28 protein-coding genes and 1 pseudogene are annotated in these 25,251 nt (G+C 63.5%); 20 read left to right on the top strand and 9 right to left on the bottom strand.

Features of this window, described 5'->3' with window-relative positions; genetic code table 11:
* Positions 1-43: 43 nt before the first annotated feature.
* On the bottom strand, positions 44-244 hold the full coding sequence (locus ACLP4W_RS20690) for a ferredoxin (RefSeq protein ID WP_442389126.1): 201 nt from the start codon (positions 242-244) through the stop codon (positions 44-46).
* Between the two features lie 34 nt (positions 245-278).
* Positions 279-980: an SDR family NAD(P)-dependent oxidoreductase gene (locus tag ACLP4W_RS20685; protein WP_442389124.1), complete on the bottom strand. Its 702-nt coding sequence runs from the start codon at positions 978-980 to the stop codon at positions 279-281.
* Positions 981-1,244: 264 nt separating this feature from the next.
* On the opposite strand from ACLP4W_RS20685, the gene ACLP4W_RS20680 reads away from it, so the two are divergent.
* From ACLP4W_RS20680 to ACLP4W_RS20635, 10 genes are all read left to right on the top strand, one after another.
* Positions 1,245-1,406, top strand: coding sequence for a hypothetical protein (locus ACLP4W_RS20680; protein ID WP_442389139.1), 162 nt, complete (start codon positions 1,245-1,247; stop codon positions 1,404-1,406).
* The gene (locus tag ACLP4W_RS20675; protein WP_442389122.1) at positions 1,403-2,608 is read left to right on the top strand and encodes a CaiB/BaiF CoA transferase family protein; all 1,206 of its coding nucleotides are present in this window, start codon (positions 1,403-1,405) and stop codon (positions 2,606-2,608) included. Before ACLP4W_RS20680 ends, ACLP4W_RS20675 begins: the two co-directional genes overlap by 4 nt.
* 364 nt (positions 2,609-2,972) lie before the next feature.
* On the top strand, positions 2,973-3,791 hold the full coding sequence (locus ACLP4W_RS20670) for an MlaE family ABC transporter permease (protein WP_442389120.1): 819 nt from the start codon (positions 2,973-2,975) through the stop codon (positions 3,789-3,791).
* A gap of 9 nt (positions 3,792-3,800) precedes the next feature.
* Entirely contained in the window at positions 3,801-4,646 is an 846-nt protein-coding gene (locus ACLP4W_RS20665) for an ABC transporter permease (RefSeq protein ID WP_442389118.1), read from the top strand.
* Between the two features lie 19 nt (positions 4,647-4,665).
* A complete protein-coding gene (locus ACLP4W_RS20660) occupies positions 4,666-5,928 on the top strand; it encodes an MCE family protein (protein ID WP_442389116.1) in 1,263 nt (420 codons plus the stop codon).
* On the top strand, positions 5,925-6,947 hold the full coding sequence (locus tag ACLP4W_RS20655; protein ID WP_442389114.1) for an MCE family protein: 1,023 nt from the start codon (positions 5,925-5,927) through the stop codon (positions 6,945-6,947). Before ACLP4W_RS20660 ends, ACLP4W_RS20655 begins: the two co-directional genes overlap by 4 nt.
* Positions 6,947-8,065: an MCE family protein gene (locus tag ACLP4W_RS20650; RefSeq protein ID WP_442389112.1), complete on the top strand. Its 1,119-nt coding sequence runs from the start codon at positions 6,947-6,949 to the stop codon at positions 8,063-8,065. The genes ACLP4W_RS20655 and ACLP4W_RS20650 overlap by 1 nt, the downstream gene beginning before the upstream one ends.
* Positions 8,062-9,480: an MCE family protein gene (locus tag ACLP4W_RS20645; RefSeq protein ID WP_442389110.1), complete on the top strand. Its 1,419-nt coding sequence runs from the start codon at positions 8,062-8,064 to the stop codon at positions 9,478-9,480. The genes ACLP4W_RS20650 and ACLP4W_RS20645 overlap by 4 nt, the downstream gene beginning before the upstream one ends.
* Before the next feature lie 77 nt (positions 9,481-9,557).
* On the top strand, positions 9,558-10,778 hold the full coding sequence (locus tag ACLP4W_RS20640) for an MCE family protein (RefSeq protein WP_442389108.1): 1,221 nt from the start codon (positions 9,558-9,560) through the stop codon (positions 10,776-10,778).
* Positions 10,779-12,524, top strand: a complete 1,746-nt coding sequence (locus ACLP4W_RS20635) for an MCE family protein (RefSeq protein WP_442389106.1) — start codon at positions 10,779-10,781, stop codon at positions 12,522-12,524.
* Positions 12,525-12,595: 71 nt separating this feature from the next.
* Here the strand turns inward: ACLP4W_RS20635 and ACLP4W_RS20630 are convergent, their stop codons facing one another.
* The 3 genes from ACLP4W_RS20630 to ACLP4W_RS20620 all read right to left on the bottom strand — a co-directional run bounded on the left by ACLP4W_RS20630 (position 12,596) and on the right by ACLP4W_RS20620 (position 14,579).
* Positions 12,596-13,117 (bottom strand): hypothetical protein, encoded by a 522-nt coding sequence (locus ACLP4W_RS20630; protein WP_442389137.1) that lies wholly within the window; start codon positions 13,115-13,117, stop codon positions 12,596-12,598.
* Between the two features lie 92 nt (positions 13,118-13,209).
* Complete coding sequence (locus tag ACLP4W_RS20625; protein WP_442389104.1) at positions 13,210-13,827, bottom strand: hypothetical protein; 618 nt, start codon at positions 13,825-13,827, stop codon at positions 13,210-13,212.
* Complete coding sequence (locus tag ACLP4W_RS20620; RefSeq protein ID WP_442389136.1) at positions 13,824-14,579, bottom strand: hypothetical protein; 756 nt, start codon at positions 14,577-14,579, stop codon at positions 13,824-13,826. Before ACLP4W_RS20620 ends, ACLP4W_RS20625 begins: the two co-directional genes overlap by 4 nt.
* A gap of 270 nt (positions 14,580-14,849) precedes the next feature.
* Between ACLP4W_RS20620 and ACLP4W_RS20615 the strand changes: the two genes are divergently transcribed.
* The gene (locus tag ACLP4W_RS20615; protein WP_442389134.1) at positions 14,850-15,233 is read left to right on the top strand and encodes a hypothetical protein; all 384 of its coding nucleotides are present in this window, start codon (positions 14,850-14,852) and stop codon (positions 15,231-15,233) included.
* Positions 15,234-15,268: 35 nt separating this feature from the next.
* Here ACLP4W_RS20615 and ACLP4W_RS20610 read toward each other — a convergent pair whose 3' ends face one another.
* A complete protein-coding gene (locus ACLP4W_RS20610) occupies positions 15,269-15,871 on the bottom strand; it encodes a TetR/AcrR family transcriptional regulator (protein ID WP_442389102.1) in 603 nt (200 codons plus the stop codon).
* Between the two features lie 99 nt (positions 15,872-15,970).
* Here ACLP4W_RS20610 and ACLP4W_RS20605 point away from each other — a divergent pair, with 99 nt between their 5' ends.
* The 4 genes from ACLP4W_RS20605 to ACLP4W_RS20590 are packed head-to-tail and all read left to right on the top strand — an operon-like array spanning position 15,971 to position 18,413.
* A complete protein-coding gene (locus ACLP4W_RS20605) occupies positions 15,971-16,741 on the top strand; it encodes a hypothetical protein (RefSeq protein WP_442389101.1) in 771 nt (256 codons plus the stop codon).
* Positions 16,738-17,553 (top strand): hypothetical protein, encoded by an 816-nt coding sequence (locus ACLP4W_RS20600; RefSeq protein WP_442389099.1) that lies wholly within the window; start codon positions 16,738-16,740, stop codon positions 17,551-17,553. Before ACLP4W_RS20605 ends, ACLP4W_RS20600 begins: the two co-directional genes overlap by 4 nt.
* Entirely contained in the window at positions 17,550-18,128 is a 579-nt protein-coding gene (locus tag ACLP4W_RS20595; protein WP_442389097.1) for a cytochrome c oxidase subunit 3, read from the top strand. Before ACLP4W_RS20600 ends, ACLP4W_RS20595 begins: the two co-directional genes overlap by 4 nt.
* Before the next feature lie 24 nt (positions 18,129-18,152).
* Positions 18,153-18,413, top strand: coding sequence for a cytochrome C oxidase subunit IV family protein (locus tag ACLP4W_RS20590; RefSeq protein ID WP_442389132.1), 261 nt, complete (start codon positions 18,153-18,155; stop codon positions 18,411-18,413).
* Between the two features lie 22 nt (positions 18,414-18,435).
* Here the strand turns inward: ACLP4W_RS20590 and ACLP4W_RS20585 are convergent, their stop codons facing one another.
* Complete coding sequence (locus tag ACLP4W_RS20585) at positions 18,436-19,731, bottom strand: cytochrome P450 (protein WP_442389095.1); 1,296 nt, start codon at positions 19,729-19,731, stop codon at positions 18,436-18,438.
* A 193-nt stretch (positions 19,732-19,924) separates the two neighbouring features.
* Here ACLP4W_RS20585 and ACLP4W_RS20580 point away from each other — a divergent pair, with 193 nt between their 5' ends.
* The gene (locus ACLP4W_RS20580) at positions 19,925-20,626 is read left to right on the top strand and encodes a TetR/AcrR family transcriptional regulator (protein WP_442389093.1); all 702 of its coding nucleotides are present in this window, start codon (positions 19,925-19,927) and stop codon (positions 20,624-20,626) included.
* Here ACLP4W_RS20580 and ACLP4W_RS20575 read toward each other — a convergent pair.
* Positions 20,542-20,865, bottom strand: a complete 324-nt coding sequence (locus tag ACLP4W_RS20575; protein WP_442389130.1) for a hypothetical protein — start codon at positions 20,863-20,865, stop codon at positions 20,542-20,544. The genes ACLP4W_RS20580 and ACLP4W_RS20575 overlap by 85 nt on opposite strands.
* Before the next feature lie 95 nt (positions 20,866-20,960).
* Complete coding sequence (locus tag ACLP4W_RS20570; RefSeq protein ID WP_442389091.1) at positions 20,961-21,716, bottom strand: enoyl-CoA hydratase/isomerase family protein; 756 nt, start codon at positions 21,714-21,716, stop codon at positions 20,961-20,963.
* Positions 21,717-21,821: 105 nt separating this feature from the next.
* Between ACLP4W_RS20570 and ACLP4W_RS20565 the strand changes: the two genes are divergently transcribed.
* The 4 genes and pseudogenes from ACLP4W_RS20565 to ACLP4W_RS20550 form a co-directional block, all read left to right on the top strand.
* Complete coding sequence (locus tag ACLP4W_RS20565; protein ID WP_442389089.1) at positions 21,822-22,241, top strand: lipoprotein LpqH; 420 nt, start codon at positions 21,822-21,824, stop codon at positions 22,239-22,241.
* A 91-nt stretch (positions 22,242-22,332) separates the two neighbouring features.
* Positions 22,333-23,523 (top strand): amidohydrolase family protein, encoded by a 1,191-nt coding sequence (locus tag ACLP4W_RS20560; RefSeq protein ID WP_442389087.1) that lies wholly within the window; start codon positions 22,333-22,335, stop codon positions 23,521-23,523.
* A 32-nt stretch (positions 23,524-23,555) separates the two neighbouring features.
* Positions 23,556-24,959, top strand: coding sequence for a FadD3 family acyl-CoA ligase (locus ACLP4W_RS20555; RefSeq protein ID WP_442389128.1), 1,404 nt, complete (start codon positions 23,556-23,558; stop codon positions 24,957-24,959).
* Positions 24,956-25,251 (top strand): annotated as a pseudogene (locus ACLP4W_RS20550) (fatty-acid--CoA ligase); the annotation flags it as partial. The gene ACLP4W_RS20555 and the pseudogene ACLP4W_RS20550, both read left to right, overlap by 4 nt.

Raw genomic sequence — 25,251 nt, 5'->3', positions numbered from 1 at the left:
CTCTCGCTGACGACGTCGTCGACACTCAACGTACTGTCTCCCTTTACGATTCGTCCGTGATGATGATGGCTTGTTCCGGACACGATTGAGCGGCTTCGCGAACCTTGTCCTCCTGATCGGCCGGCACCACTTCGTCGATGGCCGACGAACTGCCGTCGATGTCGCTGAGCTGGAACGAATCCGGAGCAATCATCGAACACAGGGTGTGGCCCTGGCAGCGTTCCGGATCAACCCAGACCTTCACGGTGTCTCCTCTTTGGGTTCTTGCGGCTCAATACTCAGGTGTTCCGACCGCCGTTGACGCCCAGTATCTGGCCGGTGATGTAGCCGGCTTCCTCGGATGCCAGAAAGGCGCAGGCCGCCGCGATGTCTTCCGGCTTGCCCATCCGGCGCACCGGGGTCCGGGCGATGGTTTGCTCGATGTCGCCGAGGTATCCGTGTTTCTCGGCGCTGCGCAGCATCGGGGTGTCGATGAAACCGGGCGGCACGGCATTGACCGTGATGCCGCTGGGCCCGTACTCGAGCGCCAGCGACTTGGTGAGCCCGTTGACCGCGGACTTGGCCGCCACATAGTGGGACATGTACGGCGCGCCGGAGTGCGTGCTCGACGACGATATGTTGACGATCCGTCCCCAGCCGGCCTCGACCATGTCGGGCAGCACCGCCTGGATCACGTGGAAGACCCCGTTGAGGTTGACGTCGATCACCCGCTGCCAGTCCTCGAACGTGATGTTGCTGAAGCGCTTGAACCCGTCCAGGCCCGCGGCGTTGACCAGCACCGTCACCGGTCCCAGCCGGGCGCGGATCGCCGACAGCGCGGCATCTACCTGCGCCCGGTCGGTCACGTCGGCGGTGAAAGCGAAATCGGAGTCGGACGGTTTGAGGTCGATGGCCGCGACATCAAGGCCGTCGGCACGCAGGCGCTGCGCGACGGCCAGACCGATGCCGGAGCCACCACCGGTGACAACTGCGGTCTTCACGTCCCTACCACCATGGACGCCGCCGCCCCAAATGTGGCCGTCTCAGTCACAAAGAATCTCCCTTGCAATTATGAGAACCCTACTCTCGGCCCGGAGTCGCGTGCAACACAGCCGCGAAACCGCGCCAGGCCTGCACCGAGAGGCCCAGCGCCGCAACGCCTGAACGATAGCGCCGGCGGTCAGCAGGTCGATCTCATTCCTGAGACTTTCTTGAATTATCGAGACCCGAATGTAAAATTCGCCGGGGAAGAGAATGAAATTATCGTGACCGTCACCACATTAGGGGGACACGGAATGCCTGCGCAGGACACGGCAGAGACCATCGCGGATGCCGCGCCGGCGTCACAGGTAGACCGCCGGCTGTTGATCGACGGCCGACTCGTCACCGCCGACCAGACCTTCCCCTCGGTGGGAGACAACAAATGAGGCCATTGGAGGGCATCCGCGTTCTCGAGGTCGCGATGTACGGGTTCGTCCCGTCGGCGGGTGCCGTGCTGGTCGAATGGGGCGCCGACGTGGTCAAGGTCGAGCACGCCGTGACCGGGGACCCGCAACGCGGGCTCCGGCAGACCGGCATGCTGCGCGTCGAAGGCGACCCCAACCCCAACATCGAACACGCCAACCGCGGCAAGCGCAGCATTGGGCTGGATATGTCGGTACCCGAGGGCAAGGAGGTGCTCTACGAGCTGGCCCGCCGGTCCGATGTGTTCCTGACCAGTTTTCTGCCCGATGCCCGGCAGAAGTTCGGCATCGACGTCGACGACATTCGAGCGGTGAACCCGTCGATCATCTACGCCCGCGGAAGTGCGCTCGGCCCGCGCGGTGAAGAGGCCACCAAAGGCGGCTACGACATGACCGCCTTCTGGTGCCGGGCCGGAACCGCCGCCACCATCACCCCGGTGGGGATGCCCGGCATGATCGCGCCGCCCGGACCGGCGTACGGCGACACCATCTCGGGCACCAACCTCGCCGGCGGCATCGCGGCGGCGTTGCTCAAACGCGAACGCACCGGCGAACCGTCCGTCGTCGATGTCTCACTGCTGGGCAGCGGCCTGTGGTCGATGGGACACACCGTGGCGCTGACAAAGCATCTGGGCCAGCGCCTGGAAGCGCCACCGCCCGGTGTACACGGCGCCCCCAACAACCCGTTGGTGGGGCTGTACACGACGTCCGATGGCCGCTACATCTCCTTCGTGATGATGCAGCCCACCAAGTTCTGGGCTGACGTGTGCCGGCACGTCGACCTGCCGGAGCTAGCCGACGATCCCCGCTTCGCCACCGTTGAGAAAATCGCCGCCAACACACCAGATGCGGTGGAGACCTTGACCAAGGTCATCGCAACCCGCACTCTTGCCGAGTGGAGCGAACGCTTTGCGACGCTGGCCGGGCCATGGGCGCCGGTGCAGGACACCCTGCAGGCGGCCGACGACGCGCAGATCCGCGCCAACGAGTACATGGTTCGAGCAGGCGAACTCGAGTTGGTCGCCAACCCGGTTCAGTTCGACCTCACAGCCCCGCACGCCGGCCCGGCGCCCGGATTCGCCGAGCAGACCGACGAGATCCTGATGGAACTCGGACTCGACTGGGACCGCATCATCGAACTCAAGACGGCCGGCGCCGTCACCTAACACCGGAGCTGTCAATGTTTGAACCGAACTTCGCTTCTGTCGACCCGCCGCGCCGGGGCGACCTGGCTTTCGACTATTCGATAACGGTTATTCGTTTTCCGCTCCACCTGGACGCGGCATGAGTCATAATCGCCGGACGCTTCAAGACGTGGGGCCCAGTTCGGTCGGCCGTGTTTTGGAGCGCCAACTCACGCAACAGAACGGAGGACTGGCGTGAGGATGGTAGGCGTCGTCACGCCGGAGATAGAGTCCGGAATGTGGTTGCCCGCTACGTATTTCGCCGTCGGCGGCAAGCATCTGCGACGGGCGCCTCGGCCGATTTTTCAGACTACCGGTCTCGTGATGCCGCAAGGAGCTGAAGCCGATGGCAGATAAGAGCGCCGACCGCTGGTCAACGGGATTGCCCGCGCTGAAACTGAAATGGGACCTCTCCGGACCCATGCAAGCGGTGGGAGCATTGTTCGCAATGTCGGCCGACGCGGTCAAGTTCGTGTTCCGCCGGCCGTTCCAGTGGCGGGAGTTCTTGGAGCAGTCCTGGTTTGTCGCGCGGGTGGCGCTGGCTCCCACCTTGTTGGTAGCAATCCCGTTTACCGTCCTCGTCAGCTTCACGCTCAACATCCTCCTGCGCGAACTGGGCGCGGCGGATCTATCTGGTGCGGGTGCCGCGTTCGGTGCAGTCACCCAGCTCGGTCCGCTGGTCACGGTTTTGATCGTGGCGGGCGCGGGTGCAACGGCAATGTGTGCGGACCTGGGGGCGCGAACAATTCGCGAAGAAATCGACGCGATGGAGGTGCTGGGCATCAACCCGGTGCAACGGTTAGTCACACCGCGCATGCTGGCTTCAGGATTGGTTGCCTTTTTGCTCAACAGCCTCGTTGTCATCATCGGCGTCCTTGGCGGCTACGTCTTTTCGGTATTTGTGCAAGACGTCAATCCCGGCGCGTTCGCCGCGGGTATCACCTTGCTCACCGGCGTGCCCGAGGTGATCATTTCGTGCGTCAAGGCAGCCCTTTTCGGCCTCATCGCCGGTTTGGTCGCCTGCTATCGGGGCCTGTCGATCACCGGCGGGGGCGCTAAGGCTGTTGGCAACGCGGTGAACGAAACCGTGGTTTATGCCTTCATGTCCCTGTTCGTCGTCAACGTGGTCGTCACCGCGATTGGCATCAAGATGACAGCGAAGTAGGGGCTGCCAATGGCGCTGAGGGCCGTATATCCGCGATTGAGCCGCCAATTCGAGAGGCCGGTCGCCTCGTTGGGTCGGATCGGCGACCATACCCGGTTTTACGGTAAAGCGCTCGCCGGAGTGCCCTTCGCAGCTACCCATTACACGCGCGAAGTCGTTCGACTGATTGCCGAGATCAGCATGGGCGCGGGCACTTTGGCGATGATTGGCGGAACCGTTGTGATCGTCGGCTTCCTGACGCTGGCGGCGGGCGGCACACTGGCCATTCAGGGTTACACCTCGCTGGGCAATATCGGCATCGAGGCGCTGACGGGCTTTCTGTCCGCGTTCATCAACGTGCGTATCGCGGCACCGGTGGTCGCCGGGATCGGTCTGGCGGCCACCTTCGGCGCCGGGGTGACTGCCCAGCTGGGTGCCATGCGGATCAACGAAGAAATCGATGCGTTGGAGAGCATGGCCATTCGGCCGGTTGCCTATTTGGTGAGCACCAGGATCCTGGCGGGAATGATCGCTATCACGCCGTTGTACAGCATCGCCGTAATCCTGTCGTTCGTGGCCAGTCAGTTCACCACGACGTTCTTGCTCGGGCAGTCGCAGGGTTTGTACCAGCACTACTTCAACACGTTCCTGAACCCGATCGACTTGTTGTGGTCGTTCCTACAGGCCATCTTGATGGCGCTCACCATCCTGCTGATCCACACCTACTACGGCTATTTCGCTTCGGGGGGGCCGGCCGGTGTCGGGCACGCGACCGGTAACGCGGTGCGCACCTCGCTCATCGTCGTGGTCTCGGTAACGCTGTTGGTCTCGCTCTCTATTTACGGTACGAACGGCAACTTCAACCTGTCCGGTTAGCAGAGGAGGTGGAACGGCAGTGACGCAGAGTGTCCCAGCGGGTCGCGGCGCGGTCGCCGGCCGACCCGCGCGCACCGGCCATGCCCGGCCGCCGGCTGGACGGAATTACCTGCCACCCCTGCTCGGACTGACCACTGTCGTCATCATCTGCTTGATTTTCGCCTTGGCGGTGGGTCTGTTTCAGGGCTCCTTCACCGAAACCGTGCCGGTGACCGTGATCTCGCAACGCGCCGGCCTGGTCATGAACCCGGACGCCAAGGTCAAGATGCGCGGCGTGCAGGTCGGTAAGGTCGCCTCGGTCGAATCGCTGCCCAACGGCCAAGCGGCCATTCACTTGGCGATGGACCCGTCGCAGTTGCACTTCATTCCCGGCAACGTGCTCGTCGACATCGCGTCATCGACGGTGTTCGGCGCGAAGTCCATCCAGCTGGTACCACCTGACCAACCCTCGGCGCAGCGCCTCCACGGTGGCCAGACGCTGCAGGGCCAGCACGTCATGGTCGAAATCAACACCGTGTTCCAGCAACTGGTGTCGGTTCTGGCGCAGATCGACCCGCCGAAGCTCAACGAGTCACTGGGTGCGCTGGCACAAGCGTTCAGTGGTCGGGGCCCACAGCTTGGCCAGGCGCTGAGCGACTTGGATTCGTTTCTGGCCAGGCTGGAGCCGAGCCTTCCCGCATTCAGGCACGACCTTGCGGTCTTGCCGGCGGTGTCCAACGCCTATGCCGACGCGGCACCGAACCTGGTGAAGACCGCGGCTAACGCGACCCGTATCAGCAAGACGCTTGTCGATGAGCAGCACAACCTGGATGCATTGCTGATCAGCGCGATCGGCTTGGCCGACATCGGCAACGACGTCTTGTCGACAAACCGCGAACCGCTGACGAATGTGTTGCATCTGCTGGTGCCGACCACCGATCTGACCAACGAGTACCACGAGGTGTTCACCTGCGGTTTCGGCGGGCTGATAAAGATAGGGCACGGTTCGCCGTTGTCGGAACCGAGCATCAACATATCGGCGAGCCTCACGTGGGGCGGCGAACGTTATCGGTATCCGACGAACCTGCCCAAGGTTGCAGCGACGGGCGGCCCCCGCTGCGTGGGTCTGCCGGCGCTGCCGTTCAACACGAATCCGCCGCAGCTGATTACAGATATCGGCGCCGACCCGGTGGGATACGGAAACCCACAGCTGCTGATCAACTCCGATCTCCTCAAACAGCTGTTGTACGGGCCGATCGCCGGCCCACCGCGCAACCCCGTTCAGGTCGGACAACCCGGATGAGAACGCGCGCCACGCTGATCAAGTTCGCGATCTTCACGGTCGTGATGGCGATGCTGACCGCCTTCCTGTTCTTCATCTTCGGCCAGTACCGGACGGGTGCGACGACCGGGTATTCGGCGGTGTTCACCGACGTGTCGCGTCTGAAGCCGGGGCAATCGGTGCGGGTCGCCGGGATCCGGGTGGGCACGGTCGACAGCGTTTCGCTGCAGCCGGACAAAAAAGTTGTGGTGAAGTTCGACGCCGACCGCAACGTCGTCCTCACCGAGGGCACCAGGGCGGCGGTCCGCTACCTCAACCTGGTGGGCGATCGCTACCTCGAGCTCGTCGATGGTCCGGGCTCGACCAAGCATCTGCCGGCCGGCGGTCAGATTCCCGTCGATCGCACCGCGCCGGCGCTTGACCTCGATCTGCTGCTCGGCGGACTGAAACCCGTTACTCAGGGCCTGAATGCGCGCGATGTCAACGCGCTGACCTCAGGACTGTTGCAGGTCTTCCAGGGGCAAGGCGGGACTCTCGAGTCGCTGTTCGCCAAGACGACGTCGTTTTCGAACGCCTTGGCCGACAACGATCAAACCGTGCAGCAACTGATCGACAACCTCAACATCGTGGTCGGCACGATCTCCAAGGACGGCACTAAGTTCTCCGGCGCAATCGATCGCCTGGAACGGCTTGTCAGCGGGCTCTCGGACGACCGCGACACCATCGGGTCCGCCATAGATGCCCTCGACAAGGGAACCGCCTCGCTGGCGGATCTGCTGAGCAGCGCGCGGCCGCCGCTGTCCGGCACGATAGACCAGTTGAATCGGCTGGCGCCGATACTCGACAACGACAAGGACCGCCTCGACGCCGCAATCGCGAAGGCGCCAAAGAACTACCGCAAGCTGGTTCGACTCGGCGTAGACGGCTCCACCATCCCGTACTTCCTCTGCATGTTGGAGATACGCGGCACGGATCTTCAGGGCAAGACGGTGAGGGCCCCCATATTTAGGTCAGATGCTGGAAGGTGCACGGAACCCTGATGCTCAAGTATCGCGGAGCTGGGCTTGTCAAGGCCGGACTCATCGGCGTCGTCCTGGCGGTGATGGTCATCCTGGTGGGCCTGTCGCCCGACCGGTTCATTTCGTGGGCGACGATGGTCAGGTACCAGGCGCTGTTTACGGAGGCCGGCGGCCTTGCGGCGGGCAACCCCGTGACGGTGTCGGGGATGAAGGTCGGCACGGTGTCGGATGTGAAGCTGCGCCACGGCGATGCGCTGGTGACGTTCGCGACGAAGGGCAACATCCTGCTCGGGTCGGAGACCACCGCGCACATCCGCACCGGCTCACTGCTGGGCGAGCGGATGCTGACGTTGGAGTCCGCCGGCAGCGGCACGCTGCATCCGATGGCTCTCATTCCCGTCTCGCGCACGTCTTCGCCGTACTCGCTGACGGAAGCGGTCAGCGACTTGACATCGGACACTGCGGGGACCAACACCACGGCGCTGAACCAGTCGTTGGACACGCTGTCGGCGACGCTCGACCAGATCGCACCCCAAATGGGGCCGGCCTTCGACGCACTCACCCGATTATCACGCACCCTCAACAGCCGCAACAAGAACCTAGGCGACCTATTCAAGAGTGCCGGCGACGTCACCGGGATACTTTCCGAACGCAGCCAGCAGGTCAACAAACTCATCCTCAACTCTGACACTCTGCTCCAAGTGCTGGTGGCGCGCCGACAAGAAATCGTGGACCTGCTGGCCAACACGTCGGCGGTGGCCAAACAGCTGACGGCATTGGTGCACGACAACGAAAGCAAATTGGCACCGACGCTGGAGAGGCTGAATTCGGTGACCGCGATGCTGGAAAAGAACCGCGACAACATCAGCAAAGCGCTACCGGGCCTCGCCAAATTCGCGATCACGGTCGGTGAGGGCATCTCCAGCATGTACGCCTATCAGGCGTTCGTCCCGAACTTCCTTGCCCCGCAACTCTTCCAACCGATCATCGACTACCTCTGGGGATTCCGCACCTTCGACACGGCTCGCGGTCCTGGCTATCCTTCGCCGGTACCTCGGTCGCTGACTCCCTGGCCCTACAACGGTATTCCGGTATGCCCTGCCTGCACGTTGGGCGGCAGGATCGGAGGATCACAATGATCCCCCGCAAGCGGCTGGCGGCCGTGGCGGCGGTCGTCCTGGTCGGGCTCATCGTTGCCGGCGCTGCCGTGCTCGTCCGTAATACCTTCTACGGCCAACAGACGATTACCGCCTATTTCACCACCGCCACCGCGATCTATCCCAACGACGAGGTGCGGGTATCGGGGGTCAAAGTCGGCAACATCAAATCCATTCAGCCGCAGGGCACACAGGCCAAGATGACCCTCAAGGTCGACCACGGCGTGCCCATTCCGGCGGACGCGAAGGCGGTTATCGTCGCCCCGAACCTGGTGTCCGCCCGCTACGTCCAGCTCTCACCGGCCTATCGAGATAGTGGGCCGGTCATGCACGATGGCGCAGTTATACCGGTCGAACGGACCGCAGTGCCGGTCGAGTGGGACGAGGTCAAAACCCAGTTGATGCGGCTGGCAACGGATTTGGGACCCAAGAGTGGTGTATCGGGCACGTCGGTGGGCCGGTTCATCGACAGCGCCGCCAATGCGCTCGACGGCAACGGCGACAAGCTGCGGCAAACACTCGGTCAACTGTCAGGGGTCGGACGCATCCTCGCCAACGGTAGCGGCAACATCGTCGACATCATCAAAAACCTGCAGACCTTCGTCGGCGCGCTGCGCGACAGCAACGTCCAGATCATGCAGTTCAACGACCGCCTGGCCACGCTCACCAGCGTGGTCAACGACAGCAAATCCGACCTGGACGCGGCGCTGACCGATCTGTCGACGGCGGTCGGCGAGGTGCAGCGCTTCATCGCCGGGACTCGCAACCAGACCAGCGAGCAGATTGCCCGGTTGGCCGATGTCACGCAGATTCTGGTCGATAAGCACATGGCTCTGGAAAACATTCTGCACACCGCGCCGAACGCGTTCGGCAACTTCTTCAACGACTACACCGCCGACACCGGAACCATCGTGGGCGGGTTCGGGATCCCGAACTTCGCGAATTCCACGTTTTCAGGTTTGCTGCTCCCGGTGCCCGTGCCCGGGTGCACGGCACTCGGCGCCATCGAGAACGTCACCGCGGTTGAATCGGGCAAGCTGTGCTCGCTGTTCCTCGGTCCCGGGTTGCGGGTGCTCAACTACAACAGCCTGCCGATTCCCATCAACATCTTCCTGCAGAAGTCGATGGACCCGTCCAAGATCCTCTACACCGAACCGCGCCTGGCACCCGGCGGCGAGGGCCCGAAACCCGGGCCACCCGAGATCCCGCCCGCGGTGTCGGCCTACACCGGTCTGCCCGGTGATCCCGTGGGGCCGCCGGGGGCGGTGCCACCCTCGGCGATACCGGGCGCGGCGATGCCGCTGCCGCCCCCGCCGTCCACACCGATGCCACCACCACCGCCCCCGGCGCCCAGCGTGTCAGGGATGCTGTTGCCGGCCGAAGGGCCACAGCAATGATCGCCCGGGTGTCGGCCCTGCGACGATGCGGGCGCTCGGCCCGAGGAGGAGCTGGGCCATCAGGCTTCGCTCGGCGGGTGTTCGCCATCGGCTGTTGCGTGGTGATGACGGCGACGGGATGCGCATTCCACGGCCTGAATTCGCTACCGCTGCCCGGCGCGGTCGGACGCGGGCCGGGGGCCAACATCTACCACGTCGAGCTCCCGAATGTCGGGACGATGGAGTCGAATTCGCCGGTGATGATCGACGATGTCGTAGTCGGCAGTGTCGGCACGATGCGGGTGCAAGGCTGGCACGCCGACGTCGAGATCTCGGTAAAGCGCGATGTCGTCGTCCCGGCCAACGTGGTAGCCACCGTCGGTCAGACCAGCCTGCTGGGGTCGATGCATGTGGAGCTCAATACGCCGCTCGGCCAGCAGGGAAGCGGACGGCTGCAGCCGGGCGCCACCATCCCGCTCAGTCGGTCATCGGTCTACCCGTCGACAGAGCAGACGCTGTCGTCGCTGGGAGCGGTCGTCAATGGCGGGGGACTGGGACAGATCGGGGAGATCATCCACAATTTCTCCGCCGCCCTGTCCGGGCGCGAGGGCGCCGTACGTGACCTGATTACTCGCCTCGACACGTTCGTCGGAACATTGGACGATCAGCGGGACAACATCGTCGACTCCATCCAGGCGCTGAACCGGCTTGCCGGCACATTCGCCGACCAACGCGACGTTCTCACCCAGGCGCTGCAGAAGATACCGCCCGCGCTCGATGTGCTGATCAAGGAGCGGCCGCGGCTGACGGCCGCCCTGGACAAACTTCGCGTGTTCAGCAACACCGCCACCCGGTTGGTCAACGACTCTCAGGCCGACCTGGTCAAGAATCTCAAAAACCTGGAGCCGACCATCCGCGCGCTCGCCGACGTCGGACCGGAGTTGAGCACGGCGGTCGCGGCCGCGTTCGTGTTCCCGTTCACCCAGAACTTCGTCGACCGAGCGGTCCGAGGCGACTACTTCAACCTCCATGTCGATCTGGACCTGTCGATTCCACGGCTCAAGCGGGGACTGCTGTTGGGGACCCACTGGGGGCAGCTGGACGAGCCGTTGGTACCGGAGCCCGGGGACCCGTATTACTTGCAGTACACGCACGATCCGATGCATGACCCCGTGAGGCCACCGTGGGTCGCTCCGGGACCGGTACCGGTGGTAGGTGACCCGCTGCCCGGGCCTCCGCCGCCTGCGGCACCGGCGCCTGACGCGGGTCTTGGTCAATCGTCGCCGCCGGCACCCGCACCGACGGAAGGCGGTGGATAGATGCTGACGCGCTTCGTTCGGATCCAGCTGGCGATTTTCACGGTCGTCGGGACCATTGGCGTGATCGCGATGGTCCTCTTCTACATCCAAGCGCCGACGCTGCTGGGCATCGGTCGTATCACGGTGACGCTGGAGCTGCCGGCCACCGGCGGCCTCTACCAGTTTTCCAACGTGACCTACCGTGGGGTTCAGCTCGGTAAGGTCACCTCGGTGGGTTTGACGCCGACCGGCGCGAAAGCGACGCTGTCGCTTAGCACTTCACCGAAGGTCCCCGCGGACCTGACAGCGGAGGTGCTCAGTATCTCCGCGGTGGGTGAACAGTACGTGGACTTGCGACCCAAAACCGATTCGCCGCCCTACCTGCACGACGGTTCGGTCATCGCCGTGCGCGACACGACGATTCCGCAACCGGTCGGGCCGATGCTCGATCAGGTCAGCGCCTTGGTCAACAGCATCCCGAAGACCAAACTCGGCCAGTTGCTCGACGAATCGTTCCAGGGCTTCAACGGTTCCGGTTACGACCTGGGGTCACTGATCGATTCCTCAGAGACGGTGTCCCGAGACGCCAACGGCGTCGTCGATCGCACCCGAGCCCTCACCGAAGACACCGGGCCGCTGTTGGATACCCAGGCACGCACCACCGATTCGATCAGGACGTGGGCACGTAGCTTCGCCGGAATTTCGGATGTGTTGGTGAACAACGATTCCCACTTCCGCACCATCCTGCAAAACGGTCCTGAGGCTGCGAACGAAGCGTCTCGGCTTCTCGAACAAATCAAACCGACGCTGCCGGTTTTGCTGGCCAACCTGACCACCATCGGGCAGATCGGCGTCACCTACCACCCCTCGCTGGAGCAGCTGCTGGTGTTGCTGCCGTCGTCGGTTGCTATCGAGCAGGCCGCCCAGGCGGAAAACCATCCCGAGGGTACGGCCCAAGGCGACTTCGCACTCACGATCGACGATCCGCCTATTTGCACGGTCGGCTTCATGCCACCCAACACCTGGCGATCCCCGGACGACCTCACCGACATCGACACACCGGACGGGTTGTATTGCAAACTCCCGCAGGATTCACCGATGGGGGTTCGCGGTGCCCGCAACTACCCCTGCATGGGTCACCCGGGCAAGCGCGCGCCCACCGTCGAAATCTGCAACAGCGACAAGCCCTACATGCCGCTGGCGATGAAACAGCACGTCATCGGTCCCTACCCACTGGATCCGAACCTGCTCGCCCAAGGCGTCCCGCCCGATGACCGGGTTACCGTCAACGACAGAACCTTCGGCCCGGTCGAGGGTACGCCGCTGCCGCCGGGGGCGGTGCCGCGCGGCACACCCGCGGGCCCGCGCGGAGAAAATCCACCACCTGGCACGGTGGGAGCGGCTGTTCCGCCGGTGCCGTCGTCGGGCCCCCCGCCGCGGGCGCCTATGTCGGGAATGTCGGCTGAACTTCCGCCCATAGCGCCACTCGACGTCCCTTCACCGGCGGAACTTCCCCCGCCACCCGCCGCGCCCGCACCGCCCACTCCTCCCGATCCCACACCAGCCGACACGGCCGGCGGCGGAGGCCCGCAGGCTGCTCCAAGCTCATTCGGTGGTGGGGCCGGTAAGCGGGTGCCGTCCGTCACGATCGCCCGGTACGACCCGCATACGGGTCGTTATGTCGCTCCGGACGGGAAGCTGTACCAGCAGTCGGATCTCGTTCCCCCGAAAGCGCCCAAGACGTGGCAGGACATGCTTCCCACCTGAAGCCGCCCGCAGCGATGCAGGCCGCGAAGCGGTCTGAGAAGGAGCGGAGCAATAAAGCTACGAACGCCCGGTCAGCTCAACCTGTCCAGGCGCAGCGGCATCGTGATATCAAGCCACTCGTTTTGCCCGCAGGCGCCGCTCGGCCCGACCGTCTTGTCCTTTCCGGCGTAGGTCGCCGACCCGAGTTGATATCCACCGTAGTCGTTCACTGGATAGAAATAGAAGGTCTGCTGTCCGCTGTACGCGGTACCGTCCTCGCACCGCTCCCAGTTCGGCACGTCGCGTTTGACCTTCCACATCTCCCCATCATTCATATATAGGGGCGCGCTCCATCCCTGGTCGCTGGTTACCGTGCCGTGGCATTCCTGAAACGTCTCGCACGACGAGCTGATGGTCCATGTGCTGACGACCGTCGGCTCGCCGAAATACTGATCATTCCTCTGGGCCCAATCGCCGATGGACGTGGCGCGGAACGTCCCGTTGACAGCCACTTCTTCCTTGGTTGTTGCCCGGGCTATGGATGCCGTGCCCAAACCGCCGAATACAGTGGCAGCGACCAGCGTTGCGGTGGTGAGTGTTCTAACTGAACGCATCAGGTGCTCCTCGACGCAAGCGGCGTTCTCGCGCGATGAGAATAACACTGGCGCCACCGACCGGGTACCGATTGACTCAAAAATGGCAGCGGTTACGACAGCGGATCCAACTTCGAGATCAGCCAGGAACCCTTGACCTTGGTCAATGTCACCTGGGCGCTGCTCGCGGTTACCTGCGGTTCTGGCTTCTCCTTGCTGGTGGCGGTCTGGTTGATGAACACCAGCACAACGGCTGAATCCGGGTGCAACTCTGAAACCGCGGCCCGAACCACCTGGGCTGTCTGCGTGACGTGCTTCTGCTGTGCCATCGCCGCGATCTGTTCCGTGAACTTGGTGTAGTAGGCAAGAAAATCACCGGTGAGATATGACTTCGCCTTCGCGAAATCACGGTCCAGGTTGTCGGCAGCGTACGACAGCACCGCCACGGAACCGTCCGACGCCGCCTGGATTGCCCGGTGTTGCGCCGCGTCGCCGACTTGCTGATCCGGCCGGTACAGCATGAAGAACAAACCGGCAGCGACGCCCACCGCGGTAACGACCAACACTGTCGCGACTATTGAACGCCACCTCGCCAAACACCGGCGGATCCAGCGATTGATCGTGGCCAGTCCGTTGGTGCGAGCCGATTCCGGGGAAGCGGGTGACGAGCCCATCTCGTCGGACGGTGTGGTTTCCATGCCGTCCAGCGACGAGCCATGCTCGACAGTCATTGCAGGAAATCGAATTTCGACATTTTGAGCTGACCGCCGTCGCGGTCCAAACTGACGCTCAGCCGCCACACTGCCGCTGGCGGTTTGGCGTTATCCGGCCCAGTGGCATCGGATTTCGCCGCCACAAGCACGACTCCCGAATTGTCGCTCAACGACTCGACGGCGGCGGCTTCCACGGTGACATTGGTGCTGACCTTGGAGTCCTCCGCCTGCTTGGCCATGAGGGCTGACATCACTGTGATTTGGCTCTTGAGGTTGCCCGTGGAGTCGTCGATGAGGCGCTGGTAGTGCTCCTTGGCGTGGTTGGGGTCAATCGACATCAGCGCCGTGACGTCTTGCCGGGCCGCTGCAGTGAACTCGGCGACGAGCTGCCGTTTGTGCACCATGATTCGGTGCTGCCACACCATGTAACCGCTCGCGCCGAGGGAAGTGGAGGCGAGCACAACGCCGACGCCAGCAGCTATTGTTTTCCGCCCTGGGCGGCGCAGCCACCGTGGTCGCCCGGGACGCCGCGGCAACCGTAGTCGTGCCCGGGCCGACTTCGCGGGGCGCTGCTCGACATCTTGGGAACCTGCGTCGTCATCCGCGTCCCCGGTTTCGGCTGCCCCGCGCAGCCTTAAGAGGCGTGCCCGAGCCGCCTCGGCGCGCGCTTCAGCCTTGGCAACTTCGTCTTCTGCATCCACTTCCGAGACGGGCGCTACGGCGCCGGGGTCGACCCCTGAGCGCGACTGTGATTCGTCGGGATCGATCACGTCCGCCGGGTCATCACGATGCTCGGTGTCAGGCCCCTCCGGATCGTGCACGGAGAAGGAGCTTATCACTTCGGCCCAGGCCTCAACGCTGTCATCGGGCAGCTGCCTTCGTGGCCCTCACATGCGGAAATGCTCGCTCGCCGGGGGACGGGGCGAAGCGGCGTCGGCGTGGCCCGGCGCCGACGGCTGTTTGGTTCAGGTGATCCTCTCCAACCAGGAGAATTTTCTTTTCAGGTGTGGCACAGTAATTGGGTGCGATTCATCGTGGCAATGGCTGCCGCGTTGCTCGGCGGCAGTGTGCTGACGGCGCCGCCATCCTCGGCCGGGCCGACCGTCTGCGACTACCCCGCCTGCACCCCGGGCATCATGCCGCATCAGGTTTTAGGCGCGCCGTGCGACAACACCAGCTACTACGCCTTCGGTGTCGCCGACGGGTACGTTTCTTTCGCCTCGGAGCCCGGACGGCTGATGTTCTGCGGCTCGCCGAGGAGATACCAGCCGCGATGGTTCCGGTCACCTCCAATGGCGGGAGTCAAGGACGAAGGCGCCGCCTGCGAGAATTACCAGAACTACGTCGCGCAGTCGCCTGATGGCCTGTTCCTAATCTGTTATGCCCACGACGGCATTTTGAGCTGGATCCGCGCCGACACGTAGCCGCACCGTTTGCGTTTAGCACGATGGCACATCGGTCAGTCGTGGGCTTCCCGAGGCAGACCGAGCAGGCGCCGGCTCAAATCGGTAACCCGAGCGAGCAATGTGTCGTCGTCGATGTCGGCAACCAGCGGATGCATGACCGCGGTGCTGAGCGCGCCGGAGAACATTGCGGCCTCGATCCGCCCGTCGAGACCCGCATCGCTCAGCAGCACCTGGTACAGACGGTCCATGAAAACCTGAAACGGCTTGTGCTCGGCCAGCAACCGGACGACGACGGGATCGAATTGCAGCGTGCGCACCAACCGGCGGTCGCGAACGGCCATCTCAATCACGCGCACCAACAAGGCATCTCGTGCTTGAGGCCCGTCGTCGTATGCTTCGGCCTCCTCGAGCGCCGGCTCGAGCCGGCCGAGTTCGCGCTCGGTGACTGCGATGACGATCTGTTCTTTAGTCCGGAATTGATGGTAGACAGCAGCTTTCGTTACACCGACGGCGTCAGCGATCATCTGCAGCGACGTACCGCTGACACCGTGTGTGGCGAACAGATCCAACGCGGCATCGAGTACCCGCGTCCGGGCCGCGCTGTGCTGGACGACCCGCAACCGCCCGTCGGCGACCGGCTGTCGTGCTGTTGTCACACACCGAGACTAGACGATGGGTATTGACCATGGCTAGCCGATCGGCTAGCTTCGCTGACTAGCCGCGTGTAGTTACGCCGTCGCAGCGAAGGAGCCACGATGTCCGACATCGGCCACAGCGATGCCCGCCCGGGGACGCGCAGACGAACCGACGGCGAGCTGATCCTGTTGTGGACCTTGCCGGCGACGGTGACCATCTGGGTCGCCTGCTTCTTCCTGTTTCCGGGTTTCAATCCGCCTATGTCACCAAGCATGTCGGCCGAGCAGGTGGCCACGTTCTACCGCGACCCGGCGCGCGTCCCGGAGATCCGCTACAGCATGATCGTGTTCAACTGGTTCGGCGTGTGCCTCGTCCCGATTCTGGCTCTGATCGTGCTGCAGATCCGCAGAATGGCGCATCGGACGCCGATTTTCTCCTACGCGATGCTGGGTTGCGTGGCCGGCGGTCCGACGTTGTTTCTCGTCGCCAACGTCTGCTGGCTGTTGGCCGCCTTCCGCCCCGAGCGCAGTCCGGAGCTGACGCAGCTGCTCAACGATTTCGGCTGGATCACCTTCACCATCCTCGTCCCCTTCCTGATCGGCCAGAGCGTGATCCTCGCCCTGGCAATCTATTTCGACGATCAGCCCCGCCCTGTATTCAGCCGTTGGGTGGCCCACTTCAACCTTCTGGTGGCGGCCGCATTGGTGCCCGCGGCCTTTGTCGGAGTCTCATTGACCGGCCCGCTGGCGTGGGACGGCTTCCTGTCGTTTTGGGTGAAAAACGTTGCCATCGCGGCCTGGATCGTCGTGATGGGCGTTGTGTTGGGACGAGCCATTTATCGGGATCGCGCCGAGAACCGCGGGCGCGGCGAAGAACTGGTCAACGCATGAGCGCGGTGATCACACCGCCGACGTCCCCGGCCGCGCCTCCCTCTGGGCCGCTGCATCGCCGTATTGCCTGGCATATGCGGCACAACCCCAAACGAGAACTGTGGTTGGCCTGGTGGACGATGGTCGTCTTTTACAACTTGTTCTTCCCAGTGTTCTTCATCGTGGCGCAAGTCCAGCCCCCGCCGGAGCCCACCTGGGACCTCGCGACGCAGGTCCACTGGTTCCAGGAACGCCACCTAGGCATACCTCTTGGTTTCGGCATCATCTTCGCCATCAGCGGTATGATCGCGATAAACAATGCCCTCATCGCGTATTCGATGCGACGCATGTCGGTCAGCCGGGCGTTCGCGTATTCGTATCTGATCATCTACTCGCTCAGTGCGGTTCCCGGCATGCTGCTGCTCAACATCGCGCTGATCGTCGGGACGCTGCGACCAGAGCGCGACCCCGAAGCGATTGGTTGGCTCTACGACTTCGCCTTCTTGTCTTTTGACGGGACCATGGGGGTCTTCCTGATCGGCTCGCTGATCTGGATGGTCGCGATTCTGCTCGACAAGAATCGGGTGTTCCCCAAGTGGTTCGGCTATCTCAACCTGTGCAACGCGCTGACCGAGGTCGTCGTGGCGCCCTGCTGGATCTTCCGGCGTGGGGTGTTTGCATGGGACGGCGAGATCGCTTGGTGGCTGGACATGGTCGTGTTCGGCGTCTACCAAATCACGTTCATTGTCATGCTGTTTCAGATGATCAGGCGCGAAGACTTCGGTACCGGTCCGCTGCCGGACCTGCCGCGGAAAAAGGCTGTTGCGCAATGACCGATCTAGCCGACAAGGGCAAGCGTGCCAGGTTCGTCCCGGGCCAACCGGACATGTGGGCCTTCGTCTTATTCGAGACACTGGTATTCACCGCGTATTTCGGCTTCTACCTGTTCCACCGCGCCCGCAGCCCCGAGCTTTTCCTGCACTCTCAGGCGCAGCTTGACCTTCGCATCGGGGTCGCCAACACCTTGGTATTGTTGTTGAGTTCCTGGTCGGTCGCGCGGTGTGTGCAGTCTTCTCGCGCCGGCGCTTACCGGGCGGCGCTCAGGGACGTCTTCATCACGGCCGCATTCGCCGCTGTGTTCCTCTTCTTCAAGGTATTGGAGTGGGTCCGGCTGGTCGGTATGGGTAATGGCCTGGACAGCAACGACTTCTTCATGTACTACTTCTTCCTCACCGGGATCCATTTTGTCCATCTGCTGATCGGCTTCGTCGTCCTCGGTGTCATCGTCTACCAGCTCCGGAGTCCGGCGCGAAGATCTCAGGAGATCGTCGAAACCTGCGCTACCTATTGGCACACCGTGGATTTCCTATGGGTGCTCATCTTTGCGCTGCTGTACGTGGTGAGGTGAGAATTGAAATTCAACAAAAGGCTAATGCTTGTCTGGGTGATGCTGGCGTCGCTCACGCTTGGCTACCTGTGGATAGACCACTCGGTCGACGGGTCGGCAAGGCCCAGCGTGGTGGTCACCTTGAGCGTTATCGTGATCGCACTCATCAAGGTACGCATCATTTTTCGCGAGTTCATGGAAGTCAGGCAGGCGCCTGTCGTGCTGTGCCGTCTGACAGACGCCTGGGTCATCCTCATCGGAGCAAGCCTGCTCGGCACCTACTTCATCGGGATGCAGATGCGGTAGATCCGGCCGGTGAGGTCGGAGTTCAGCCCACGGGCGCGACCGCATCCGCGGTCGTGAACGCCAGGTGCAGTTCGCTCAAGCCCCGCAGGATGTACGTCGGCTCGTAGGTGTAGCGGCGCTCGGCGGCCGGCCCGTGATGGGCTTCGTTGATTTCGATGTGCGGCATCCGGTCCAGAATGCGTTCGATCGAAACCCGGCCCTCCACGCGGGCGAGCGGTCCGCCCGGGCACGAGTGGACCCCGCGGGCAAACGCCATGTGCTCGCGGACGTTCTTGCGGCGGATGTCGAACTCGTGCGGGTTCTCGAACCGGCGGGGGTCGCGGTTAGCGGCACCCGGTAGCACCATCACCACGGTCCCGGCGGGGAGGTCGACACCACCGATGTTGGTGTCCCGGACGGTTAGTCGTGAGTCGCTCTTGACCGGGCTCTCCATGCGCAACGATTCCTCGATGAACCCGGGAATCAGGCTGCGGTCGTCGCGCAGCTGTTGCTGTACTTCGGGCCGGTCGCCGAGCGCCTGCAACGCGGCGCTGAGCAGCTTGGCCGTAGTCTCCTGTCCAGCGGCGAAAAGGAAGGTGGCCGAGCGGACCACATCGATCACCTCGGGTGTCGATCCGTCCGGATATTTCGCTTCCGCGAGGAAGGTCAGCACGTCGCCGCGCGGTTCGCGCCGGCGGTCCTCGATGTAGTTGCAGAACTTCTCGTCGAGCCACTCCAGCGGATTGATTCCGACCGACTCGTGGTCCAGGGCACCGACGCGCGCCTCGGGGCGGTCGGCGCCGAGCACGACCCGGAACTCCTTGTGGTCGTCCTCCGGCACGCCGAGCAGGTCGGCGATCACCAGCGTGGCGAACGGCTTGGAGTATTCGGCGATGAATTCGCACTCGCCGTTGTGCAGGAACTCGTCGAGCTGGCGGTCGGCGAGGCGCCACATGAACTCCTCGTTCTGCTTCAGCCGGCTCGGGGTCAGCAGCTTGGCCAGCACCGACCGGGCCTTGGTGTGGTCCGGTGGGTCCATGGTGACCATGTGCTCGTTCATCGGAAAGTAGCTGCGGTGCTCGTTGATCAGTGCGCTGATGTCGCCGCCCTCGGGTTGGAAGGGCAGCGGCGGAAACGGCCCGCCCAGCGCGACGATGTTGGAGAACGTCTCAGGATCCTTGTAGATCTCGGTGGCCTCTTCGTATCCGGTGACGGCGACGACCCCGTGGTGCGGCAGGCGTAACACCGGGTTTTGGCTGCGCAGGTAGTCGAAGTAAGGGTGCGGATCGGGGACCAGAGACGGATCGGTGAAGAAGTCGATCGACTCGTAGTTGCTCATCGGGTTGCGTCTTCCTGGGCTGGGTTTACCGTTGGTGTTCGGCGGCAAGCGCTACCGCCGCCCAATGTCGAGATCGAGAATATGCTGAGCACCTGCTTAGCATGGTCGTTATGTCAGGGTCAAGGTCGCAACGCCGTGCCACGATACGATCCGAGTGGTCGGCACGGCAGCGCAGAGAGTACGGAGCAGGGGCATGACATCGGCCCGCAGGATCGGGGCGCCGGACGCGAAGAATCGCGTCCTGCTGCTCGACGCGGCCGAGCAATTGATGATCGAAGAGGGCTACGCCGCGGTGACGTCGCGTCGTCTCGCGCACAAGGCGGGATTGAAACCCCAGCTGGTGCACTACTACTTCCGCACCATGGAGGAGTTGTTCCTCGAGGTCTTCCGCCGCCGCGCCGAAGAAGCGCTCGAGGTGCACGCGCAAGCGCTGCAGTCGGACCAGCCGTTGTGGGCGGTGTGGCGGTTCGGGACCGATCCCGCGTTTACTCAGATCTCGATGGAATTCATGGCGCTGGCCAATCACCGCAAAGACATGCGGGCCGAAATCGCTTACTACGCCGAACGTTTTCGCGAAGAACAGCGCAAAGCGGTGGCTGCCGCGCTGCAGCGCTACGGCGCGGAAAACGAGGACGTGTCGCCGGTGGTCTGGACAGTACTGATGACCAGCCTGTCGCGGTTTCTGGTGCTCGAGCAGGCGGTCGGCATTTCCGGCGGCCATGCCGAAACCCTGGAGCTGGTCGAGAGTTATCTGCGCCGATTGGAGGGCGAGCCGCAACCCATCGAAGGTATCCCGCAGACCTGGGTGGTTCACCAGTTCCGCAGCGAGCAAAGCACGCCTTTGGGGCCATCCTTGGATACGACGACGGCTCCGTCTACCGCCAGATCACAGTGAAGCCCCGGCGTGCCGGGCTCCGTGCCCGTGCTCGCCACGACCATCGCGTAATCGTCGGGGTTCGACATATCCAGATCGAAGCTCCACGGCTTGCCTGGGCCGAGATCGACATCGACGTGCGGTGTGAACGAGTAGGGGTTGTGGCTGTAGTCGGAAAATTTGTCCGGCTGGTGGTCCAGGTAATAGATGTCGGTGTAGATCGGGTTCTGCGCGCTGACGGTGTACTTGACGTGATGCATGATCGGGTCGGCATGGGCCCGTGCGGTGCTCACAACTAAACCGGCCCCGACCAACACAATCGCCGAGCCGGCGCTCAACAGCCTGTACACGCCTGTCATGTCGCTCCTCCGGTTGCCTGGCGCGCACTGGCGCTGCGGTTCATCACCCGCTCCGCGGCTCGCCAATGTGCGTCGGCAACCCACAACCGTGCAAAGGATGCTATCGCCTCATCAGGCGAAGCACCGCGGATTAAGCGCTTTATCTCGGTCGCCGGGGGACGAGCCAGCGACTTCGCGATCGAGCGCCATCCCTCGGCGGGTGAGTCGAAGGAGGCGCGGGGCAACACCTTGTCCACCAATCCGATCCGTTCGGCATCGACCGCGGTCAACGCGGTTCCGGTACCGGCCAACAGAAGCGCCCTGCTCTTGCCGACGAGCGCGGCCAGTCGCTCGGCGCCGCCCCAGGCCGGCATGATCTCCAGCTCCACCTGATTGAACGCAATCTTGATGTCGTCGGCAGCGACCCGGATGTCGGCGGCGACAGCGATTTCGGCGCCGCCGCCGAAGGCGTGCCCGTTCAGCGCGGCGATGACCGGAGCGCGGAAGTTCGCCAGCTGATCGCAGATCGACCGCATCCGCTTCGCCATCGCCGCGGCGTCCTCTTCGGTCCGCAGCGCACTCAGCTCCTTGAGGTCGCCGCCTGACACGAAGGCCCGATCACCGGCACCCTTGATGACCAGGGCTTTGGCTCCCGCCGCCGCATCGAGCGCTTTTTCCAGCTGCTCCATGGTGTCTAGCGCGATGGCATTGCGTGCGTGAGGGCGATCAATGGTCAACACCGCCAAACCATCGTCGATCTCTAGGTCGAGCATGCGTTATTGCTCCTCGGACAAGGGCCCCGATATTGGCATTCTCTTTTCGCGAGAATAACATCGCTGCAGGCCCAGACTTTCGTCAGCGGCGATGGAGGTGATCCGGTGCGGAACCGAATCGTGGTGGTCGCTGCGGCGCTCGCCATCGCTCTGCTTGGGGCGTGCACGTCGCGACCATCAATCCAACTCTCTAGCACGGCGTCGGTGGCCGTCAACGGTAACGACACGAATTTCCACGTCGTGAAATGCGGTCAGTTGCAGTGGACTCGAACGATCGACATCGGCGGCGATTTTGCCGGAGCCAAGGTTGTCATTGACGAGGGAGCGCAGCCGGCGACCGCCGAGTCGGTGCATATCCAGAACCTGGGTGGTTTCACCGGCATGTACTCCCGGGGAGACGGCGGCAACGCCGACATGAGCATGACCGGTGACAAATTCACCGTCAGCGGTACCGCCAACGGCTATAAGACCGACAAACCCGGTGAACCGGCTACCGCCACCTTCAAAATCGTCGTGAACTGCTGACCGCGCCTTAGCCGACCCTGTTGGGTGGGGACACGTTGCGGTGGGCCACCTCAAGAGAATAGTATTCTCACAAATTGCGAAGGAGGATTTCATGGGGCAGTTGTCGCATCGGGAGGACGTTCCGTTCCCGCTCTTTGACGCGGATAATCATCTCTACGAGCCGCCGGAGGCGCTGACCAAGTTCCTGCCCAAGGAGTACAAGGACTTCGTCCAGTACGTGCAGGTCAACGGTCGCACCAAGATCGCGATCCGCGGCCAGATCAGCAACTACATTCCCAACCCGACCTTCGAGGTCGTCGCCCGGCCCGGCGCCTGGGAGGAGTACTTCAAGTTCGGCAACCCGGACGGCAAGACCAAGCGCGAGCTGTTCGGTGAGCCGATGCGCGCGATTCCGGCGTTCTTCGAGCCCGGCCCGCGCCTGGAGCAGATGAACGAGCTGGGTCTGGACCGCACCCTGATGTTCCCGACGCTGGCCAGCCTGCTCGAGGAGCGGCTGCGCGACGACCCGGTCGCCATCCACGTCCTGGTCCATGCGCTGAACCAGTGGCTCGATGAGGTCTGGGGCTTCAACTACCAGAATCGGATCTTCACCACCCCGGTCATCACCCTGCCGATCGTCGAGAAGGCGATCGAGGAGCTGGAGTGGGCGGTCAAGCGCGGTGCGCGTTGCATCCTGGTCCGCCCGGCGCCGGTGCCCGGATTTCGCGGACCCCGGTCGTTCGCGCTGCCCGAGTTCGACCCGTTCTGGGAGCGGGTCGTCGAGTACGACCTGCTGGTCGGGATGCACTCCAGCGACAGCGGCTATTCCCGGTACACCTCCGAGTGGGACGGTGCCGACCAGGAGATGCTGCCGTTCCAAACCAATGCGATGGGCATCCTCAACGAGTGGCGGCCGATCCAGGACTCGGTGGGGTCCTGGGTTATCCACGGCGCGCTTTACCGCCACCCGAAGCTGAAGGTGGCCATCGTCGAGGCCGGTTCGAAGTGGATGCTCCCGCTGCTGGACGGCCTGGCCGAGGTCTACCGGAAGGCCCCGGAAGCTTTCCCGAGCGACCCCGTCGAGATGATCAAGAACCGCATCCACGTGAGCCCGTTCTTCGAGGATGGCATCGACGATCTGGTCAACCTCGTCGGTGTGGATCAGGTGCTGTACGGCTCGGACTGGCCGCACCCGGAAGGGCTGGCGGAGCCGACCTTCTACATCAACGCGCTGCAGCACCTGCCCGTCGAGGATCAGGCAAAGATCATGGGCGGCAACCTCGCCCGGCTCGTCTCCGTGTGACGGACCCGCTGCCGTGGCGGACCATCCCCGAGATGGTCCTGAGCGCGGCGGACCGCTTCGGCGACGCGGAAGCGATTGTCGACGGTCCGCTGCGCTTCACTTTCACCCAGATTGTCGAGCGAATACGTTGCGCTGCAGGCGCATTCGCGGACCTCGGGATCGACAAGGGCGAACGGGTCGCCATCTGGGCGCCCAACTCGGTGGAGTGGATAGTCGCGGCTTTCGGGCTGCTCACCGCGGGCAGCGTGCTAGTGCCGGTGAATACGCGGTTCAAGACCGACGAAGCGGGCGACATCATTGCCCGCAGCGGGGCCAAGGCCGTCCTGGTCCAGAAGGGATTTCTGGGGCGGGACTACACCGCGCCGGCGGGGATACCGGTCATCGATCTGAAATCCGACTTCCTCTCCGGCGGTTCCCCGTTCGAGCGGCCGGTGAGCGGGGCCGACGTCTCGGACATCATCTTCACCTCGGGCACGACGGGCCGGCCGAAGGGCGCGATGATGAACCATCGCCAAACGCTGCGAATGTACGAGGAGTGGGCGACCCTTGCGGATCTGCGCCAGGGTGACCGCTACCTGCAGATCAACCCGTACTTCCACACCTTCGGCTTGAAAGCGGGACTCGTCACCTCTTTTCTACGCGGAGCGACGATGCTGCCGGTCGCGGTTTTCGACGTCGATGCGGTGGTGGATCTCATTGAACGCGAACGCATCACGATGCTGCCCGGCCCGCCGACGCTGTACCACTCGTTACTCACGGTTGGCGACAAGTCCAAACTGTCTACGTTGCGGGCAGGGGTGACCGGCGCCGCCGACATCCCCGTCGAACTGGTGCGTCGCGTACACGGCGAACTGCCGTTCCAGACGTTGATGACCGGTTACGGGCTTACCGAGGCCGGCAACGTAACCTTGTCTCGACCCGGTGATTCCTTTGAGGACGTGGCTACCACCGCGGGCCTGCCATGCGAGGGGGTTGAGGTGCGCATCGCTGACGACGGGGAAGTCCTGGTCCGCGGATACAACGTCATGGATGGCTATCTCGACGATCCGGCCGCGACCGCCTTGGCGATCGATGGCGACGGTTGGCTGCACACCGGTGATCTGGGCAGGCTGGATGCGGCGGGTCGGCTGAGGATTGACGGGCGCAAGAAGGACATGTTCATCGTGGGCGGGTTCAACGCCTACCCCGCCGAGATCGAGGGGTTCCTGCTTGAGCACCCCGCGGTGGCGCAAGCCGCCGTCATCGGAGTTCCCGACGATCGGCTGGGCCAGGTGGGTAAGGCCTTTGTGGTCACCAAAACCACGGTTTCGGAAGACGATTTGCTGGCGTGGTGCCGGGAGATGATGGCAGGATTCAAAGCGCCGAGATCCATCCAGTTTCTCGACGAGCTGCCGCTCAATGCCACCGGGAAAGTGATGAAGGACCAGCTCCGTTGAATAACGGTGACATCCACTCGATGGTGATCGCGTCGGACTACCGCGTCCCCGATCCGACGCGGGTGTGGCCGCTGCTCGAACGCCGAAAAGCCGCGCTCGCCGACATCGGTGCCCACCACGTGCTGGTCTACACCTCCACCCACGACTACGGCCGCGTTCTGGTGATGATCGGAGTGCACAGCCGTGAGCCGATCGTGGAGCTGATCCGATCACGGGTCTTTTTCGACTGGTTCGATGCCGCTGGGGTCGAGGACATCCCCGCGGTGTTTGCCGGCGAAATCGTCGACAGGTT

Origin of the sequence: Mycobacterium sp., from assembly GCF_052145595.1 — a bacterium.
Classification (GTDB): domain Bacteria; phylum Actinomycetota; class Actinomycetes; order Mycobacteriales; family Mycobacteriaceae; genus Mycobacterium.
This window is presented reverse-complemented; position numbering and strand designations above follow the sequence as displayed.

Bases quoted from the DNA above. Each gene is read 5' to 3' on its own strand.
- ACLP4W_RS20675 (WP_442389122.1), top strand. From the start codon at position 1,403: ATGAGGCCATTGGAGGGCATCCGCGTTCTCGAGGTCGCGATGTACGGG.
- ACLP4W_RS20670 (WP_442389120.1), top strand. From the start codon at position 2,973: ATGGCAGATAAGAGCGCCGACCGCTGGTCAACGGGATTGCCCGCGCTG.
- ACLP4W_RS20665 (WP_442389118.1), top strand. From the start codon at position 3,801: ATGGCGCTGAGGGCCGTATATCCGCGATTGAGCCGCCAATTCGAGAGG.
- ACLP4W_RS20655 (WP_442389114.1), top strand. From the start codon at position 5,925: ATGAGAACGCGCGCCACGCTGATCAAGTTCGCGATCTTCACGGTCGTG.
- ACLP4W_RS20650 (WP_442389112.1), top strand. From the start codon at position 6,947: ATGCTCAAGTATCGCGGAGCTGGGCTTGTCAAGGCCGGACTCATCGGC.
- ACLP4W_RS20645 (WP_442389110.1), top strand. From the start codon at position 8,062: ATGATCCCCCGCAAGCGGCTGGCGGCCGTGGCGGCGGTCGTCCTGGTC.
- ACLP4W_RS20635 (WP_442389106.1), top strand. From the start codon at position 10,779: ATGCTGACGCGCTTCGTTCGGATCCAGCTGGCGATTTTCACGGTCGTC.
- ACLP4W_RS20630 (WP_442389137.1), bottom strand. From the start codon at position 13,117: ATGCGTTCAGTTAGAACACTCACCACCGCAACGCTGGTCGCTGCCACT.
- ACLP4W_RS20625 (WP_442389104.1), bottom strand. From the start codon at position 13,827: ATGACTGTCGAGCATGGCTCGTCGCTGGACGGCATGGAAACCACACCG.
- ACLP4W_RS20615 (WP_442389134.1), top strand. From the start codon at position 14,850: ATGGCTGCCGCGTTGCTCGGCGGCAGTGTGCTGACGGCGCCGCCATCC.
- ACLP4W_RS20605 (WP_442389101.1), top strand. From the start codon at position 15,971: ATGTCCGACATCGGCCACAGCGATGCCCGCCCGGGGACGCGCAGACGA.
- ACLP4W_RS20600 (WP_442389099.1), top strand. From the start codon at position 16,738: ATGAGCGCGGTGATCACACCGCCGACGTCCCCGGCCGCGCCTCCCTCT.
- ACLP4W_RS20595 (WP_442389097.1), top strand. From the start codon at position 17,550: ATGACCGATCTAGCCGACAAGGGCAAGCGTGCCAGGTTCGTCCCGGGC.
- ACLP4W_RS20590 (WP_442389132.1), top strand. From the start codon at position 18,153: ATGCTTGTCTGGGTGATGCTGGCGTCGCTCACGCTTGGCTACCTGTGG.
- ACLP4W_RS20585 (WP_442389095.1), bottom strand. From the start codon at position 19,731: ATGAGCAACTACGAGTCGATCGACTTCTTCACCGATCCGTCTCTGGTC.
- ACLP4W_RS20580 (WP_442389093.1), top strand. From the start codon at position 19,925: ATGACATCGGCCCGCAGGATCGGGGCGCCGGACGCGAAGAATCGCGTC.
- ACLP4W_RS20575 (WP_442389130.1), bottom strand. From the start codon at position 20,865: ATGCATCACGTCAAGTACACCGTCAGCGCGCAGAACCCGATCTACACC.
- ACLP4W_RS20570 (WP_442389091.1), bottom strand. From the start codon at position 21,716: ATGCTCGACCTAGAGATCGACGATGGTTTGGCGGTGTTGACCATTGAT.
- ACLP4W_RS20560 (WP_442389087.1), top strand. From the start codon at position 22,333: ATGGGGCAGTTGTCGCATCGGGAGGACGTTCCGTTCCCGCTCTTTGAC.
- ACLP4W_RS20555 (WP_442389128.1), top strand. From the start codon at position 23,556: ATGGTCCTGAGCGCGGCGGACCGCTTCGGCGACGCGGAAGCGATTGTC.